This is a genomic window from Sphingobium sp. Ant17, from assembly GCF_000588875.1.
In the GTDB taxonomy this organism is placed as follows: domain Bacteria; phylum Pseudomonadota; class Alphaproteobacteria; order Sphingomonadales; family Sphingomonadaceae; genus Sphingobium.
In genome coordinates this window covers 1-15,873 of sequence record NZ_JEMV01000036.1, presented here as the reverse complement: position 1 = coordinate 15,873, position 15,873 = coordinate 1, and the positions used below count along the sequence as shown (strand labels likewise).

At 59.5% G+C, this 15,873-nt stretch carries 17 protein-coding genes and 1 pseudogene; 12 read left to right on the top strand and 6 right to left on the bottom strand.

Annotated features, from left to right (window positions below):
* The first annotated feature begins 182 nt into the window (after nucleotides 1–182).
* The 5 genes from BF95_RS15930 (at nucleotide 183) to BF95_RS15910 (ending at nucleotide 7,248) form a co-directional block, all read left to right on the top strand.
* Nucleotides 183–533 carry a hypothetical protein gene (locus tag BF95_RS15930; protein WP_235209798.1) on the top strand — a complete coding sequence of 117 codons (351 nt, stop codon included), beginning with the start codon at nucleotides 183–185 and terminating at the stop codon, nucleotides 531–533.
* Nucleotides 534–809: 276 nt separating this feature from the next.
* Nucleotides 810–1,358: an RNA polymerase sigma factor gene (locus BF95_RS15925; RefSeq protein WP_043152475.1), complete on the top strand. Its 549-nt coding sequence runs from the start codon at nucleotides 810–812 to the stop codon at nucleotides 1,356–1,358.
* Entirely contained in the window at nucleotides 1,351–2,415 is a 1,065-nt protein-coding gene (locus tag BF95_RS15920; protein ID WP_043152521.1) for a FecR family protein, read from the top strand. The genes BF95_RS15925 and BF95_RS15920 overlap by 8 nt, the downstream gene beginning before the upstream one ends.
* 108 nt (nucleotides 2,416–2,523) lie before the next feature.
* On the top strand, nucleotides 2,524–5,097 hold the full coding sequence (locus tag BF95_RS15915; RefSeq protein WP_161774322.1) for a TonB-dependent receptor: 2,574 nt from the start codon (nucleotides 2,524–2,526) through the stop codon (nucleotides 5,095–5,097).
* Between the two features lie 156 nt (nucleotides 5,098–5,253).
* Nucleotides 5,254–7,248 (top strand): Atxe2 family lasso peptide isopeptidase, encoded by a 1,995-nt coding sequence (locus BF95_RS15910; protein ID WP_161774320.1) that lies wholly within the window; start codon nucleotides 5,254–5,256, stop codon nucleotides 7,246–7,248.
* On the opposite strand, the gene BF95_RS15905 is transcribed toward BF95_RS15910, so the two are convergent.
* The 6 genes from BF95_RS15905 to BF95_RS15885 all read right to left on the bottom strand — a co-directional run bounded on the left by BF95_RS15905 (nucleotide 7,189) and on the right by BF95_RS15885 (nucleotide 11,615).
* Nucleotides 7,189–8,958, bottom strand: coding sequence for an asparagine synthase-related protein (locus tag BF95_RS15905; protein ID WP_043152472.1), 1,770 nt, complete (start codon nucleotides 8,956–8,958; stop codon nucleotides 7,189–7,191). The two genes, BF95_RS15910 and BF95_RS15905, sit on opposite strands and share 60 nt — an antisense overlap.
* Nucleotides 8,959–8,960: 2 nt before the next feature.
* Nucleotides 8,961–9,314 (bottom strand): lasso peptide biosynthesis B2 protein, encoded by a 354-nt coding sequence (locus BF95_RS31130; protein ID WP_405053681.1) that lies wholly within the window; start codon nucleotides 9,312–9,314, stop codon nucleotides 8,961–8,963.
* Nucleotides 9,315–9,684: 370 nt separating this feature from the next.
* Nucleotides 9,685–9,819: a benenodin family lasso peptide gene (locus BF95_RS27435; RefSeq protein ID WP_152542764.1), complete on the bottom strand. Its 135-nt coding sequence runs from the start codon at nucleotides 9,817–9,819 to the stop codon at nucleotides 9,685–9,687.
* Between the two features lie 185 nt (nucleotides 9,820–10,004).
* Nucleotides 10,005–10,637: a GntR family transcriptional regulator gene (locus tag BF95_RS15895; RefSeq protein WP_152542762.1), complete on the bottom strand. Its 633-nt coding sequence runs from the start codon at nucleotides 10,635–10,637 to the stop codon at nucleotides 10,005–10,007.
* A complete protein-coding gene (locus BF95_RS15890; RefSeq protein WP_200866987.1) occupies nucleotides 10,634–11,053 on the bottom strand; it encodes a helix-turn-helix domain-containing protein in 420 nt (139 codons plus the stop codon). Before BF95_RS15890 ends, BF95_RS15895 begins: the two co-directional genes overlap by 4 nt.
* Before the next feature lie 112 nt (nucleotides 11,054–11,165).
* Nucleotides 11,166–11,615: a hypothetical protein gene (locus tag BF95_RS15885; RefSeq protein ID WP_152542760.1), complete on the bottom strand. Its 450-nt coding sequence runs from the start codon at nucleotides 11,613–11,615 to the stop codon at nucleotides 11,166–11,168.
* Nucleotides 11,616–11,959: 344 nt separating this feature from the next.
* On the opposite strand from BF95_RS15885, the gene BF95_RS15880 reads away from it, so the two are divergent.
* The 7 genes and pseudogenes from BF95_RS15880 to BF95_RS30745 all read left to right on the top strand — a co-directional run.
* Nucleotides 11,960–12,277 carry a hypothetical protein gene (locus BF95_RS15880; protein ID WP_161774312.1) on the top strand — a complete coding sequence of 106 codons (318 nt, stop codon included), beginning with the start codon at nucleotides 11,960–11,962 and terminating at the stop codon, nucleotides 12,275–12,277.
* A complete protein-coding gene (locus tag BF95_RS15875; protein ID WP_043152466.1) occupies nucleotides 12,261–13,025 on the top strand; it encodes a DsbC family protein in 765 nt (254 codons plus the stop codon). The genes BF95_RS15880 and BF95_RS15875 overlap by 17 nt, the downstream gene beginning before the upstream one ends.
* Before the next feature lie 187 nt (nucleotides 13,026–13,212).
* Nucleotides 13,213–13,530, top strand: coding sequence for a hypothetical protein (locus tag BF95_RS15870; RefSeq protein WP_043152465.1), 318 nt, complete (start codon nucleotides 13,213–13,215; stop codon nucleotides 13,528–13,530).
* Nucleotides 13,531–13,637: 107 nt separating this feature from the next.
* Complete coding sequence (locus BF95_RS15865) at nucleotides 13,638–13,904, top strand: type IV conjugative transfer system protein TraL (protein WP_043152464.1); 267 nt, start codon at nucleotides 13,638–13,640, stop codon at nucleotides 13,902–13,904.
* A 41-nt stretch (nucleotides 13,905–13,945) separates the two neighbouring features.
* Complete coding sequence (locus tag BF95_RS15860; protein WP_200866986.1) at nucleotides 13,946–14,545, top strand: TraE/TraK family type IV conjugative transfer system protein; 600 nt, start codon at nucleotides 13,946–13,948, stop codon at nucleotides 14,543–14,545.
* Entirely contained in the window at nucleotides 14,535–15,323 is a 789-nt protein-coding gene (locus tag BF95_RS15855; protein WP_051520068.1) for a type-F conjugative transfer system secretin TraK, read from the top strand. The genes BF95_RS15860 and BF95_RS15855 overlap by 11 nt, the downstream gene beginning before the upstream one ends.
* Nucleotides 15,324–15,582: 259 nt before the next feature.
* A pseudogene (locus BF95_RS30745) lies at nucleotides 15,583–15,873 on the top strand (TraB/VirB10 family protein); the annotation flags it as partial.

Here is a 15,873-nt window from a genome sequence, read left to right as displayed (position 1 = left end):
GGCAAGAACTTACAATATGGCGCGTGGAGACATGAGATTCTTTCTCGCCTGAGAAAGGAGCGTGTCATGCCCATTCGCCCTAAGATGATTCCCGTCGGTTCCCGCCCATCCGACAAGTCGGATCGGGAGCAGTTGAAATGATGGAGGGTTCGCGCATCACAGCCACCGTAAACAGGTGCAGCATGGTCGATTTTGCAGAACAGGTGCAGCGGCTGCGAGCAGATGAGTTCGGCCGGGACTTATTTACGATTCCCGCATTCGAGATGCTCCTCGATCTCTATACCTGCAGGAGTCGCCAGCCGCGTTCGCTGACCGCTCTAACAGCAGCATCGAGCGCATCGGAACGGAATTCGCAACGGATCGTCCACCGACTGGCTCAACGCGGGCTGGTCAAACTCCGACGCGATCCGAACGATGGCCGAAGGATCCTTGTCGAGCTGGAGCCGGCGGCGAGAGAATTGCTCGACCGCTTCTTTGACCGGTTGGTCGAACTCGTCGCGGTTCCGCCAGCGCGCAAGCAGAACGAGGGCTGATGAGGCGATGCAGATGGGAAAATGGGAGTTCCCTTCTTGTAGCGCCTTGCAACCATCTGGAAATCGTTGCAGAGTTTTCGCGCAGCGCGGGAAACGGCTGGGGACCGCCTGCAGGATAAACCTTCCAGGCATGACAACGTGTCCATCCATGACGGTTGGGCGCACGCATTGGACGCTATTGCCCGCCACCCTTGGGTGGTCCTGTCATGCTGTCTTCGCTACTTTTCTGGCGTCGCCCTTTGGCGCGCTTCGCCCTCCAAACGTGCGCGTAGACCAATGTTTCGCGGCAACGGGGATGATGGCATCTGCGCGCGTGCGTCTGCACGCTATGAAGACCGCCAGTTCGAAGCCGTTTATCGAAGGGAGGCGCCGAAGCTGCTTTCCTTTCTCAAGCGGCGCATCTGGCTCGAGGAGGACAGGCATGATCTGGTGCAGGAGGCTTTCACGAGGTTGGTCGCTTCGCGATCCACCGCCGCCTTGAGCAATCCCGGGGCTTATTTGCAGGGCATTGTTCGACATCTCCTGGCCGATCGCGTGCGCGCCTGGACCAAGGCACAATCCTTCGATCCCGTGGTATATTCGGCCGGCGAGGAGATTGCCGGGCCGGACGCCATCGCGGAAATGAACGAGATGCGGCACCGCTATCGACTGGCTGTCGAGCGCCTCCCGCCAAGGACGAAAGAGGTATTTTTTTTACATCGCGCTGAAGAACTCGGGTATAGGCAGATAGCCGAACAACTCGATATCAGTATCCGGACCGTGGAGTGGCATGTGGCGGAGGCCATTGTGCGCATTGGCAAGATTATCGGAAATGCCCATGGCTGAAGATGAGATGCCGGAGGCTATGCCGAGGATGGACCAGCAGATGCGTGAGGCATCCCTGTGGTTCGCCAGGATGCGGGGTCCTGATGCCGAGGAGTGGCGCCCCCAGTTCGAGCAGTGGCTCGCCCTCGGGGCATCGCATCGAGGCGCATACAACGAAGCTGGCGAGATATTCGCATTGGGGCGCTTCATGGCGGCTCAGGACGAAGAGCAAACCGGTGAAGCCAACGACAATGAAGAGAGCGGCCGCGCTTGGAAATGGGTGGCAATCGCAGCCAGTCTCCTCCTGACCGTCGGTATCGGAGGATGGATCGCAAAGGTGGAGTTACCAGGCGCTGGAGACGCTCCGGTCCAGGTGGCACAGCCCAAGGTTGATCAAACGGCCGAGCGCCAGCGCTATGCGACGCTGAACGGTTCCCGAAAGACGGTGCGGCTCGCAGATGGTTCGTCGGTCGATCTCGATCCCAACAGTGAACTCCTCACGAGCTTCAGCACTGGTCGGCGCGAGTTGAAACTCGAACGTGGTGGTGCCCGCTTTGATGTTGCGCATGAGACGCGCCCCTTTGTCGTCCTAGCTGGTGGAGGAAGCGTGACTGCACGCGGGACGATCTTCGACGTCAGTCTAGATCGCTATGAGCGTGTAACCGTTAGGCTGCTGCGCGGTGCAGTCGACGTCGAACGCCCCAGCACTATCAAGGGAACGACCGGCCGGACAGCCGTGGCGCGTCTTGAACCGGGCGAGACCCTCAGCTTCGCGGCTATCACGCCGACCGTGCTTCGATCCGCGCCGGGAAGAGCCGAGCTTCAGCCTATAGCCCCGCTACCGGCCATCTCGGCCGTGCGTGAGTATGAGCGCACGCCCCTCGCTGCGGTCGTGGCCGAAGCCAACATGGATTCTACAACCGCTATCCGTTTGGGCGATCCGAGTATCGGGACGTTGCGAGTTAGCGGCCGATTCCGGGTAAATGATGCCGATCAGGTCGCCGACCGACTTGCAACTCTGTTCGATCTTGAAGTCGAAAGGACCAAACCGGACGAGATCACGCTCCGGAAGCGATAACCGAAAACTTTTTTGTCCCTTACCCCGTAGGTTGCAGTTTTGTTGCGATGCTCCCTGAAAATCTCGCCAAATTGTCGGGAGTTTCGAAGGGGGCACAAGATGGTTCGAATGGGGTATCGGTTTCGGTGTGCTCTCCTTGCAGCGGTGGCGATCGGTACGCTGGTGCCAGTCGCTCCCGCATTCGCCCAGGAGCAGCACCGCATCGAGTACAACATTGAGGCCGGCGACCTGGGTGAAGCTCTCAAGACCGTGAGCCGCTTGTCGGGGAAGGAGATCATCTTCCACTCCGAGGCGGTGCTTGGAAGGCACGCGCCGCGGCTGCGTGGAAGCTTTAGCGCGGATGAAGCTGTCCGGGCGCTTCTGGAAGGCTCCGATCTTACGGCCCAGTACCGAAGGGATGTTGTCATCATCCGGGGGCGATCGAAGGCGTCGAGCGGACTAGGTGATCGCTCGGCGGATGGATCAGATATTGTCGTGACAGGATCAAGGATCAGGGGCGCTGCCGCTGCATCACCTGTGATAGTGATTTCCCAAGAAGAGATGAGTATCGCCGGCATGTCCAATGTGGACGAAGCGATCCGTAGCATTCCCCAGAATTTCAGCGGCGGCCAGAATCCCGGTGTGGCCCAGGGTGTCCCGGAGCGGAATGGCGCGAACTATGGCTCGGGTTCTTCGATCAATTTAAGGGGTCTGGGCCAGGATGCGACATTAACGCTGCTGAATGGGCACCGCCTCGCCTATAATTCGGCGTTCCAAGGCATCGACGTCTCGACGATCCCGTTTGCGGCGGTCGATAGAATCGAGATCGTCGCCGACGGTGCTTCCGCAGTGTATGGATCGGATGCAGTCGCCGGTGTGGCAAATATCGTGTTGTCCCGTGACTTCGATGGTCTTTCGACTTCCGCGAGATTTGGCGCGTCGACCGACGGTGGCAACGAACAGCAGCAATATTCAGCGGTCGGTGGAAAGCGCTGGTCGACCGGAGGAGTGCTGCTTGCTTATGAGTTCGCGAAGACAATTCCGGTCATCGCCCGCCAGCGAGATTACACCTTCAGCCTGTGGGGCGATACGACCATCCTGCCCGAAATAAAACGGCACAATGCGATCCTCAGTGGACATCAAATGCTCGCCCCTAATATCGAGTTCAAGGTCGATGCCCTCTATAATTGGCGCGATTCCGGATATAACGTTCCATTTACGAACACCAGAGACTACAAGGTTCTTGGCAGTTTAGGTTGGTTTAAAGCCCAAGCCTTCGCGCTGGCTCCATCCCTCAAGTTCGACGTTTCAAATGACTGGAATGTTTCATTGACGGGTGTCTATGCTCAGGACAATACCGACTATGGGTCCGAGACCTACCAGAACGGGTCCGTCGTTTCGGTTATCGCTGGCACCTACCATAACACGACCAAGTCTGTCGAACTCGGCGTCGAGGGAAAACTCATCGACCTCCCTGGAGGTCCTGTCCGCCTCGCATCGGGCGTAGGCTATCGCAACAACGACTATACCTCCACCCGTGTGCGTCAACCACGCGGAATCGATGAATCGCAGGGCGCCAAATACGCGTTCGCCGAGCTGAATTTCCCATTGATCGGCCCCAGCCAAGACATCGCGTTCGTGCATCGCCTCACGGTCAACCTTGCAGCTCGCCATGAGGATTATGATAATATCGGCAATGTCACGACCCCAAAGATCGGCATGATCTACTCGCCCATATCCGGCATCTCTCTCAAGGGATCGTGGGGGCGTTCATTCAAGGCTCCGCAGTTCTATCAACAATACTCCCTCAGGAATGCAACAATATATGACGCTAGCGCAGTTGGAGGATCAACATATCCTGCTGGGTCATCTGTGCTCTTCCTCACCGGCGGTAATCCGAATATTGGCCCGGAGCGCGCCACGACTTGGACCGCCACAGCAAGCCTTGATCCCGGATTAATACCGAATGCGTCACTCGAGATAAGCTATTTCCATGTAGACTATCGCAACCGCGTCGTATCGCCGTTTCCGTCCTCCGCGAATGCATTGACCAATCCGGTATTTGGATCGTTGGTCGCGTTGGATCCAACCGCCACGGAGATTGCTGGAACTTATTCTTCTGCCGATCAGGTCTTCAACGCCAGCGGTCGCCCATATGACCTTGGAACCGTCGTCGCGATCGTGAACGGCGTGAACCGTAATGCGAGCAGCCAGAAGGTCCAGGGCGTCGATTTCTCCGGGCGATACGGCTTCGAGCTACCGAGGGCCGGGCGGCTCACGCTTCACGCCGACGCCAGCTATATAGAGAGCAAGCAGCGGCTATCGGACGGTCAACCCATGGTCGATCTTGCCGGCACGATTTTCAATCCGCCACACTTCAGAGCGCGCGGCGGGGCTTCATTCGACAACAGGTCGACCAGCGGCTCTCTATTCATCAACTATATCGGAGGCGTAACCGACAATCGGTCGGCAGCCCGCCCCGGCGTGTCGTCGATGACGACTGTCGATTTGAGCGCTCGCCATCTGGCAATGGGTGAATCCCGAGACGGCCCTAGTCTTGAGATCTCCGCCACGGTGCAGAACCTATTCAACGACAAACCTGACATGATCGCCAAGACGTTCGTCTACGCAACACCGTTCGATTCAACCAATTATTCGGCCGTCGGACGGTTCGTTAGCCTCTCGATCACAAAGCGCTGGTAAATCATGATCATCGATTGCGCGTTTACGGGCGCTCGTACCAGCTTGCTCGTCATGAGCCTGCTTTCAGCGACGTCCGCAATGGCTGCCACTTCGAACCGGTGTCCTGGTCTCCTTCCGGAGAAGGATATGGCCGGCCCAAAGCGGAACCTCACCGCCTTGGACCTTGTGCAACTGCGCGATATCGGATCACCGGAAAGTTCCCTCTTTCGGTATGATCATCCGATGGCAATTTCGCCAGACCGCAACCGGCTTGCCTTTGTGGTCCGCCGTGCAGATCCGGCGAGCAACACCTATTGCAACGGACTGGTCATCCTCGACCTGGCGGACAAGGGCCTGCACTTGATGGACGTGTGGCGGGGTTTCTTGGCCGAGCCGCCGCTCGCAATCCGCCAATTGGTGGTCAGTTCGGGAATGCCGGCCCAGAACAGACCTGTCTGGCGGCCGGATGGCCGGGCTCTCGCCTGGTTGAAGCGGTCGGATCGCCGCACTGAAGCATGGATAGTCGATATCGCGACTGGAGAGTCGCACCTGGCAACGGGACTAGCCTCGGATGTTGAAAGCGTCGCTTGGTCTGCCGATGGCCGGTCTCTCGTTCTCAAGACGCGCCCCGAACTTGCGCAGAGAGACACGCGAAGCGCCGATGAAGCACGGCGCGGCTTCCACTATGATGATCGGTTCATGCCGAACCAGGGAGATCGGCCACTCCTGATGGAGCCTCTTCGCACCGTGACGGAAACCGTCGCGGTTGGAAACGCTCCGTCGATTGGGAATTTGGCAACCCGTCCTCAAGGACAAGCTGCACTGAGTTCAAGCGAGGAGAATTCCGTTGCGATTGGTCCGAACGGTCGCTGGGCATGGATCGCAAAGCTCGATGATACCCTGTTCAGCGAGAGCGTCGTATGGTCGACGGCACCGAACGGGAAACCATTGCGCTGCGAATATGAGGAATGCAGCGGGGATGTGTTCGCCCTCGATTGGAGCGACAGCAGAAAATCGCTCGTGTTCCTGGTCCGTCGCGGATGGAAAAATGAGGAGACGATTGTCTATCTCTGGAACGGTGTCGATGCTCCGAAGACGCTATACGCGACGCTCGACACTCTGGCGGACTGCAAGGTCTCATCGTCGGCCCTGCTGTGCCTGAAAGATGGTGCGACAGCGCCACGCAGGCTGGTGAGCATCGACCTGCAATCGGGCAAGGGCATCGTACTCTTCGATCCCAATCCAGAGTTTGAATCGATCGCGTTAGGGTCGGTTCAGCGTCTCCGGTGGAAAAACGCGAATGGTCTGGAAGTCTGGGGAGATCTCGTGCTGCCCCCCGGCTACGACGGGGAGAGCAAGCTTCCGCTAGTCGTCGTGCAGTATCATAGTGACGGATTTCTTCGGGGTGGCACCGGAGACGAGTACCCAATCCAGCTATTCGCGACTGCGGGATTTGCGGTCCTCAGTCTCGAGCAGCCGAACTTCATCGCCCGCATCCTGCCGAACATTCGGAATTGGGATGACGCTAATCGGGAGGATGAGACCGCATGGAGAGAACGCCGAAGTCTCCTATCATCGTTGGAAATTGGGGTCGCGAAAGTCATCGACATGGGCGTGGTAGATCCAGCCAGGATCGGGCTGACAGGCCTGAGCGACGGCGCAACCACGGCCCAATTTGCTTTGATCAACAGTCGAACCTTTGCGGCTGTCTCTGTGAGTTCCTGCTGCATCGACCCCAACACGGTCATGATCTATGGCGGCGAGCGTTGGGCGCGCGTCAATCGGAGTCGGGGCTTTCCCCGCACCGTCGATCGTGACGAAGCGTTCTGGCGCCCAATGTCGCTTGCATTGAACGCATCGCGCGTGAAAGCGCCGGTGCTGATGCAGCTTCCAAGTGATGAGTATCTGTTGGGCCTGGAAAGTTTTAATGCTCTCCGTGAGTCCGGCTCTCCCGTAGAGCTCTATGTTTTTCCTGATGAGCGCCATGTAAAGTGGCAGCCAGCACACCGCCTAGCGGTCTACGAGCGAAGTCTCGATTGGTTCAACTACTGGCTCCGCGGACAAGAAGATAACGCGGATGCCAAGCGCGAACAATATGACCGTTGGAGCCGCCTACGCGCTATAAAGCAGCGGTGTCTTTCCCTGTCTGGACATGCGCCTCTCAGTCCATGAGTGTATCCAAGCCTCGACGTCCACGATCCTGAGTATTCTCGAATGGGTCAGACCACGAGCCGGCCCGGCATGATCGATCGCGCGCAGAATAGCCTCGCGATCGATAATTCCCCAGGAGGCGAGCATCCCGTCGCCAACGATCTCCCGAATCTGGGTTTTCTTAGCCTCGAAGAGATCAACCAAGAAACTCTCGGGGGTGCCCTTGTCGCGGCGCCGGACAACACCATCCGGCAATATATTTGAAAACGCCTCTCGTGCTAGCACTCGATTCTGACCGCCCTGACACCACCGCCAACTGGGCTTGCTCAGGCACCACTCAACAATTGGTTGAGCAAGGAGCGGGTAGATCATCGGCTTCCGTGAAAAGCTCTCCAGATGGTTCTCGATTTGGAGTAACAGCGCGATATGCGCTGCGCTTCCGGGCAGACCTCCCTCCGGTACGTTGAACCAGGGATGCAGTGAGGGATCAATATGTGGCTCGTCCACCCGCTCAAGGAGAAATTCTCGATCTGCCAGCCACCTGTAAGTCGGCGGCATTCGCCAGGCGCGACGCATTCCCCGAGTCAGTGCCGTGAGAGCGGAACAGCCAGTGAGTTCGCTTAGGTCGCCTGCCGAGCGAAGAACTCCGCCGATATGTCGCCAGACGAGAAGTCGGTCCGCAACGGGGGCGACCGATTGCAGGGAGCAGAATACATTGTCCCCACCCGCCCCATTTACATAACCATCGGCGCCGATCCGCTGGGCGACCTCACGCGCCCGGCAATCCCAGGCCTGAACGAAAGAGCGCGTGGTCGGTCGGGGAAGGCTGCTGGCGGCAGATGTCGATAGATCGACCTCCTCCACATCAAGTTGCACCGTTTCCATTGGTAGTCCAAATGCGCCCGCGACCGCCGAAGCGAAATGAATCTCGTCCCCCGATGCCTGAGAAGTAAGGAAGTTCAGACATGTCACGCGATTTGCTGGGGCTAGGGCTGCTGTAAGAATTGAAGAATCCAAGCCTCCCGACAGATCCACAAGCAAATGGTCCATGCCGGCGGTGAGGCTGCGCGCGCAGGTTTCTACGAGAGCGCGCAATTCCTCAGCCTCGCCGTCCTGCTCATGATAATTGCTGGCTTGAATCGCAAACTCCCAAGGCGACCAAAGCGTATCCCGCACGACCGAGGCAGGTCGAATCAAGAGGCGCTCCCCACGGAGAAGTTCCACCAGCCCGCGGAATCCCGTTTGCGATGGCCGTAGTGAGATCGCGCGTAAGTGCTGGACCAGATAGGAATGATCCAGGTCGGGATCGAGCAGACCAAGCTCAACTAGAAGGGTTGGGTCAGAAGAGAGGGAGATACTATCGTGTCGTGAAAGATAATAGCAGGGCACCGATCCGGACGGGTCGCGGATAACGAGATCCAATTCCTGGGTTGTGAGAATTGCAACATATCCGCCCCAAAAATCGGACATCAGAACGCGCCCATGGCTGTCGAGGATGCGTTCCGCCTGAGCATCGGTCATGCTGACAAGCGGTTGCGAGTTTTCGCGCTCGTACAGCTTGCCTAGTACAATTCCACGTCCACCGGGCAGCTCAACAATTTGGGAGTTCGAATGTGCGAAGACGGCAACATGTCGCCCGGAGTAAACTAGCTCCAGGCTCAATGCAGCACAGATTCGATTAAGATCGACAGTCTTGTCGTTATCGATTTTACGGAGTAAAACATATCTCATATTCAGATAACTAGGATTGGTGTAAATATTCTCACGATCTCGTGTCGATCGTTGAGTATACGATCATTATCCTGCACCCAACTGTGGGCGCCAAAAGGAGCCAGTTTCACTCCTATAACTAATTTTGCGTCGATCCCTCTGCCTGCCAAATACCTTGCCAAGCTCATTGACCGCAGCAAACATTTATTCTCGGCTGTGATCAGAGCCCGAGCTGCTTGGAGGCCCCAGATAGTCTGAAGTGTACAACGCCAACCACCCTCCGGTGACTTCGGTCGTGACGTCTTCCTGGCTCGGAGATCGTCGATTAGGCCCCTGATGTTCTTTCTACGTAAATGCCACGCCGTGTTGCTAAGCATGGACCATATGCCGATGGCGTGAATGCTCGGTCCGATGGTTGGGATCTCATCTAATGCCGTTGAAGTTGGTCGATCGGGAAGCAGACAGGGGCTAAGATTTCCGGTCGAGTGCTGGGTGGCCAGAGGCTCCCAGGCCAGCAAGCGACCCAGAGTTAAGGGGGCTTCAACTGCTTCCGCATTGTCAGCTACGAACGCGTCAAACTGATGATCGGCCTTCAGACTCAATCCGAAGTATCGATCGTCATGCAGGTCAAGAAACAGATGTCTCTCGCCTACCCGGCAGAAGGTGAGGCCGTCTCGAAGAGCATAGGGCATGACGCCTATTCCTCCGGTATTCGGCGCGCGAGCCGAGGCCCGCGCGCCGCTGCGGTTATTCGTCGGTGAGGCCCATCAGGACCTGCTCGCCAGCGCCGTCGTTGCCGCCGATGCCGGGGCCCTTGGTTTCTTCTGTGACCGACCCGAGGTCGATCAGTTCATCGACGTTGCGATCATCGTTGCGTTCCATGACACACTCCTCTTCATCTGCCGCGACAAAAGCGGCAGCCCCACGCTAACGGTGTCGAAGCTGCACTTGTGACGAATATATCCAGCCAAATTGACGCGATATCCGTTTGCTGTGCCCCACGATCTTGACCCGAGTGAAAGGCCGATCGAGGAAGAGTCGCTATCACTTTGAATTAACTACCTTTGTCAGTGCTCCGCAGAATCTTGGATAATTTTCCATTGATTGGCGATTTTCCTCGCATGATACGCTTCAATGCGTCGCCGAGTTGCCTTGCGGAAATTCGCAACCTCCATGCTAGCGAGTATTGCCAACTCCTTTTCGGCAAGGGCCGGTTTGGCCGCCTCACTGATCCGACTATAGTGAAGTCGTTCGTTTAACCGGCGCACCTCGAAAGAAGCTTGGCGGTTTCCTGTTGCCTCAGCCAGTGAGGAAAAGATCTCGGTTGCCCGTACTGCGGTGCTTACCGACGAGGGTTGTTCGCTAAGGGTTGAGTATTGCTGCAGGGCACGACGCAATGTTGTTTCCTTCAGGTTCGACAGGGTCGTCATCAACAACTGCAAGTGCCATGCGAGAAGCTCGATGAGCTCGTTCGGCTCAAGGATCGGAACCAGGAAGCCCCCATCTGAATGATGCGTGAAAAGCCCCTCGCCAACGAGGATGAAGGCGGCCTCACGAACCGGTGTCTTGCTCGAATGATGCCGGTTCGCGAGATCCTGAATGTCGATCCGTTTGCCCGGGACGAACTGACCGGCCAGGTAATCGGCCTTAAGCCCGAGATAGACACGCTCCTGCAATGGAGGGTCCATTGCCGACATCATAGTCCGGCTCCGGCCGGGACCGGGGGACTCGCCCACGCCGGGGTGAGAGCCTGGGTCAGGTGATCCAAATTTCGCTGCGCAATCATCTCGATGCACATGCGCTCAAGATCGCTGAGGTCTCCCATTGCCAACTGCCGTGGAAAGCACATCTTCTGCCCCGCGAAGAGCAGAGGAATGAGGATGTGGCCGGTCGAGAGCCCCAGTTTGTAGGCGCAGACAAGATGATCATCGAGCCGCGAACGGGGATTGCCGGCTTCGATTTCACGAAGCCAACGCACACCCATGCCGAGCTCGCGCGCCAGATCGCGCTGGGTCAGGCGCCGTTTCTTCCGTGCCTCTTCAATTTGCCGCCCCGATTGCACCTTCACATACAGGATCGGACTTTCAGCAACGGAAGTCGCTATCAAATGCGACATATCCGCGTCTCCTTACGGGAGATTCCGCCCGCCAAGGCATTTCCGTAAGGTCGAACGCTAAGGTGTACTTACCACTAGTGTCAATATGGAACCTCGGCCAACTTGTCGGGATTTATCCAGCAAGATCATGGGTATCCCGGATAGCAGGCGTTCTGGCTCCCGATTGTAGAGCGCGATCAAACGCGCGCAACAGCGCCGACTGGTCGGCCGTGGTGATCTGCCGGAGCGCCAGGATGTAGATCATGCCGAGGGTCGGCGCCCGGCCTTCCGCCATGTGACCCTGGACGCGTTCGGTAATGCTTGTGGCGATATTCCAGAGCTGGTGCGACGCCCCGACATGATGCTCCTCATTTCCACCAAAGCCGGCAAGTTCCGGCTCCTTCAGTTGGTCGGCAATTATACTCGGTGGTAGGGTATTCAGATGTTCGATCGCCACGTGAAGCGTGGTTCCCCAGGCGATCAGCGAGCGCGTAACGCGAATCAGATGGCAGTGGGAATCGATCAGGACGTCAAGGCCTGCGGATGAAAGCCGGAGTTTGAAGCTGCGTCGTGCTCGACCCATTGCCTGTCTCTCCTGCCTGACTAGTGCGCCGGCACCCGTTCGCGAACCCGAACAGGTGCTTTTGCAAGACGAACGGAGGCAAAAGCGGCATTATAGTGCCGCTTTACGCCAAATCTGATCGTCTCGACATTCCTCGACTTCATTCGATCCGTTCTGCTCTATCTCTTCTTTGTTGCGCCGCTTCGGCACTTCAGTGCCCTGCCTATTGCGGCAGTCGTTCGAGACCGCCATTGCTGTGAACGCACCGGATTGGGGGAGGTCTAGAACCTAACTCCAGCTCCACCGTCCGGACCATCCAAACCCCAGACCCGAGCGCCTTGCGGCGCCATGAGGAGACGCGTGCCATGGACTTTCCATGCTCCCCGCCCATGCTTGCAGCAGCCCTTCTGCATGTCATCGGCGCCAATCCCGCCAGCGGCCAGAGCTATCGTCCCGACGCGGAAGCCTATCCTTGCGCCCGTACCGCCCAACTCGCGGTCGTCCAGGGCGAGACCGGCTTTTCGATCCGCGAAAAGGCCGACTCTGTCCCGCCTCCCCCTGCGGCGACACCGGCGCCTCTGTCGGCGGCGATCAAGCTCGGAAACTCGCTCACTCTCGACAGGCGAATTTTCGCGCGCACCTCCCTCGTTCGTCCGGAGTCCTCCGATGTCCCGCAGCGGTAAACTGATCCTGGCTGCGCTACTTTGCGCGTCGGCTCCCGCCAATGCGCAAGAGAACAGCGCCGAGCCGCTCACGGCGGCCGCCGCGGAGGCTCAGCGTCAATTGCGCCAGACCTTCACCAATCTGACCTTCGAGGACTTCGGTCCGGCGCCTGTCAGTGGTCCGATATATCAGGCTATTGCCGGTGGACGAGTCATCTATTTCGCGCCGGAGAGCCAGCATCTGCTCTTTGCGGCGATCTACGACAAGAACGGGGTCAACCTGACAGCGCTGGCGCAGGATGCGAGCGCCAGGAAGCGCCTCAGCGCGATCAATCCCGCAGAGGCCCTTGTGATAGGGCCTGCAGGCGCGCCCAAGGTCATCGAGTTCACCGATCCCGACTGTCCTTATTGCCAAGCGCTCGAACGCTTCTGGCTGGCCAAGGAAGCCGAGGGGAAACCAGTCCAGCGCCTCGTCTACTTCGTGAGCGGTATTCACCCGCAGGCGGCAGCGAAAGCCGAGCATATCCTCTGTTCCCCGGACAGCCAAGCGGCCTTCAAATCCGTCTACTCCGGTGCTCAGCCCGCCACGCTGCACAAATGCCGTCCCGGCGCCGAGAAGGTCGCCCGCGACGCCGAAACCGTCCGCAAGATGGGCGTCTCAGGCACGCCGACGCTCTTCGTCAACGGCAAACTCGTTTCGGGCTTCCAGCAGGCCGAACTCGAAGCGTTCCTCGAGACCGAAAGCCGGAAACCCAAGCCCAGTCCCTGAAGGGTCGGCCCGAATGACTTTGGCGGATCTCGCACGTGCGCGGCGAATGCCGCGCTGGCGAGGACCGGGATGCCGGCGGCAGCGCGCCTCCAGGGGCCGTCCAGCGAAGCCGCCGGCCGGACACGACCACCGATCGGTACCGGCAAGCATGATCTGGACGGCTCTGGTGACCACAAGGAGACTGAACATGTTGACTTTGCTTCGGGGAAGGACGTTCCGCACGATCGACGCGGCCGTCCTTTTCCTTCTGACCGCGATCGCCGGCACGAGCGTCGCCCACGCCTTCCAGGCGCCGGCCGCCGGCGACCTTGGTTACGACATTTACGACATTGTCGTGAACCAGGGCGTGAAGGGACCGCTCGGCTTCGTGGGCGGCGTTGCCGCCTTCCTGTTCGGCGTCTCGCGGCTCTTTTCGAACATCATGATCGGCATCCCGACGATCGTGGCGGCGGTCTGCCTCATCAAGGCGGATTCGATCCTCCAGACCTTCGGCATGCTGATCTGAAGACAGGTCGGGTGGCCGGTCCGCCGGCGCCCGTCCACCGCAACGGAAGGTGATGGTCGCCTTCCGAAGACCACGCTCAGCAGCGTGGTGAAGCAAGGGAGAAGGGCGTGGACGAACGACTTCCGCAGTTCCTGCACCGGCCGGTCCAGATCCTCTGGTTCGACAGTCAGGAGTTCATCGTCGTGATGAGCGTGATCTTCGTCGCGGTCATCGTCGGCGGAATCATCGGCTGGTCGCTCATCGGCGCTCTTCTCCTCTTCATTCCCTGGAAGCGGACCAAGCCGCGCGGCTTCATCCCGCACCTGGCCTGGCGATGGGGCCTTGCCCGCTTCCGCAACTATCCGGGTCCGACCCAGACCCGCTTCTTCGAGTAGGCGAGATGGCACATCCATTCCGACGCAAGGCAGCGGCCGACATGATCGGCGACACGCGCCCGAGCTGGCACCTGCATCGCTATCTGCAGGGATCAGCCAACCTGTTCGAGGAGAACCGGCTGCTCAAGGTGGCGATCGCCGGCTTGTTCGGCATCACCGCGGTGCTCGGCACGCTCATCTACACCTCGAACCAGAACACGCGCACCGTGATCGTGCCCTTCGGCGCAGACGGCGACCTCTATGTGACGGGGAACAAACCGTCGGAGAGCTATCTCCGCTCGATCACGTTCAACATCGTGGGTCTCGCCGGCACCTATTCCGCTTATTCGGCGGACCGGCAGTTCCAGGAACTGCTGCGAATCGCGCATCCCACCGCGTATAATGGCCTGCGCGACAGTCTGAATCGGCTGCTCGATGAGCTCGGCAACAATCCCACGCTCTCGATCGCGACCTATATCCGCGGCGACCAGCCCGTCACATGGACGGGCAGCGAAATCCTCGTGCCCGTCGAAAAGGTCCGTGTGATCGGCGGCGTCATCCGCAAGTTCCGCGGCAATCTGCGCATTCGCTACGCGCTCGAGAACGGCCGCTTCTGGCTGACCGCCCTCCAGGAGGAGAATTTCAGTGCCGATGTCCGGTAACCGCGCGAGGCTCGCTTGCCTCGCGGGGGCGTTCGTCGCGTCCCTTCCCGCTTGCGTTCCCGCATTCGCCCAGTCGATCGCGGCACTGCCCGATCAGACGAGCCGCATCCGGCTCTCCAATCGCGACGTCAATCATGTCGTGTGCATCGGCGGCGACATCGAGGACGTCAAATTCTCGGCCGAGAAGGGCCTCGCGGTCGAACGCGGTGGATCTGACGCATGGATCAAGTTCCTCGTCCTCGAAACCGAAGATCCGGGCGCGGCGCCAGGCGACATGAAGACGCGCACCTACGTGACGACACCGTCCGAATTCTTCGTCTCGTGCAACGGCGCAATCTATCCGCTCTACACCGAGCCCGCCGACATTCCGGCCCAGACCGTGACGCTGGTCCCCGGCGGGGCACAGCGCGCGCGCGCCAATGATGCGCTTCTGGGTCCGTTAGTGGAGGAAGAGCGGGCTGTCGGGATTGCGCTTGCGATCCTGCAGGACCGGGTGCCCGCGTCGTTCTCCGAGGTGGCACCGTCCCACGACAGGCTCACCCTTGCCGACCTTCCCACGGCGTCGCTCAGCGAACGGCGGCGTCTCGAAGTCGAGGGCGCCGGGCTTTCGGTCAGTGAATATCTGGTCCGCACCAGCGTCGCGATCACGCTCGATGAACGCGACTTCCTCGATACGGCGCTCGGGGCCGACATCTTTGCCATCACGATCGACCGACTGACGCTGGGTCCCAATGAGACGGCTCGGCTGATCGTCGTTCGCCGGAGTGTCCAGCCATGACAGCGCCCGAAGAGAAACCTCAGGGAGAGGCTGGCCCGTCGGCCCGTCAGGGTGGGGACGTCAACGAGACGGCGAATACCGCGCGCCCGGCTCTGCTCGATCTGCCGGCGCAGTGGTCGAAGCTCAGTTCCAACCAGAAGTTACGCGCCAAGCAACTGGGTGTCGTATCGACGATCGCACTGCTTGCCTCGGTCTCTACACGGCGAGCACCAGCGGCCAGAAGGAGGCGCCCAAGGCGCCCCAGGCCTCCAATCTCGACATGGGCGCGGGCCTTCGCGGCGACAGCCTCGAGGTGAAGCTGCGCGGCGATCTCCAGAAGATCCTCGACGGACAGACGCTGCTCGGAGACCGGGTGACTGCGATCGAGGAAGGCAAGGTGGTCCCGGGCGCCGCCGACACCGGCCACGCCCAAAGCGCGAGCGGCGACGGAGACCTTCCGCCTGCCCTACCCGGCGAGGCCCCCGCCTACCCGCCCGCTCCTCCCGACGCCAGGGGCGCAGCCGACGAAATCCCTGCGCCGCCTACTGCTCCGGCGGCACCACCCGCGCCG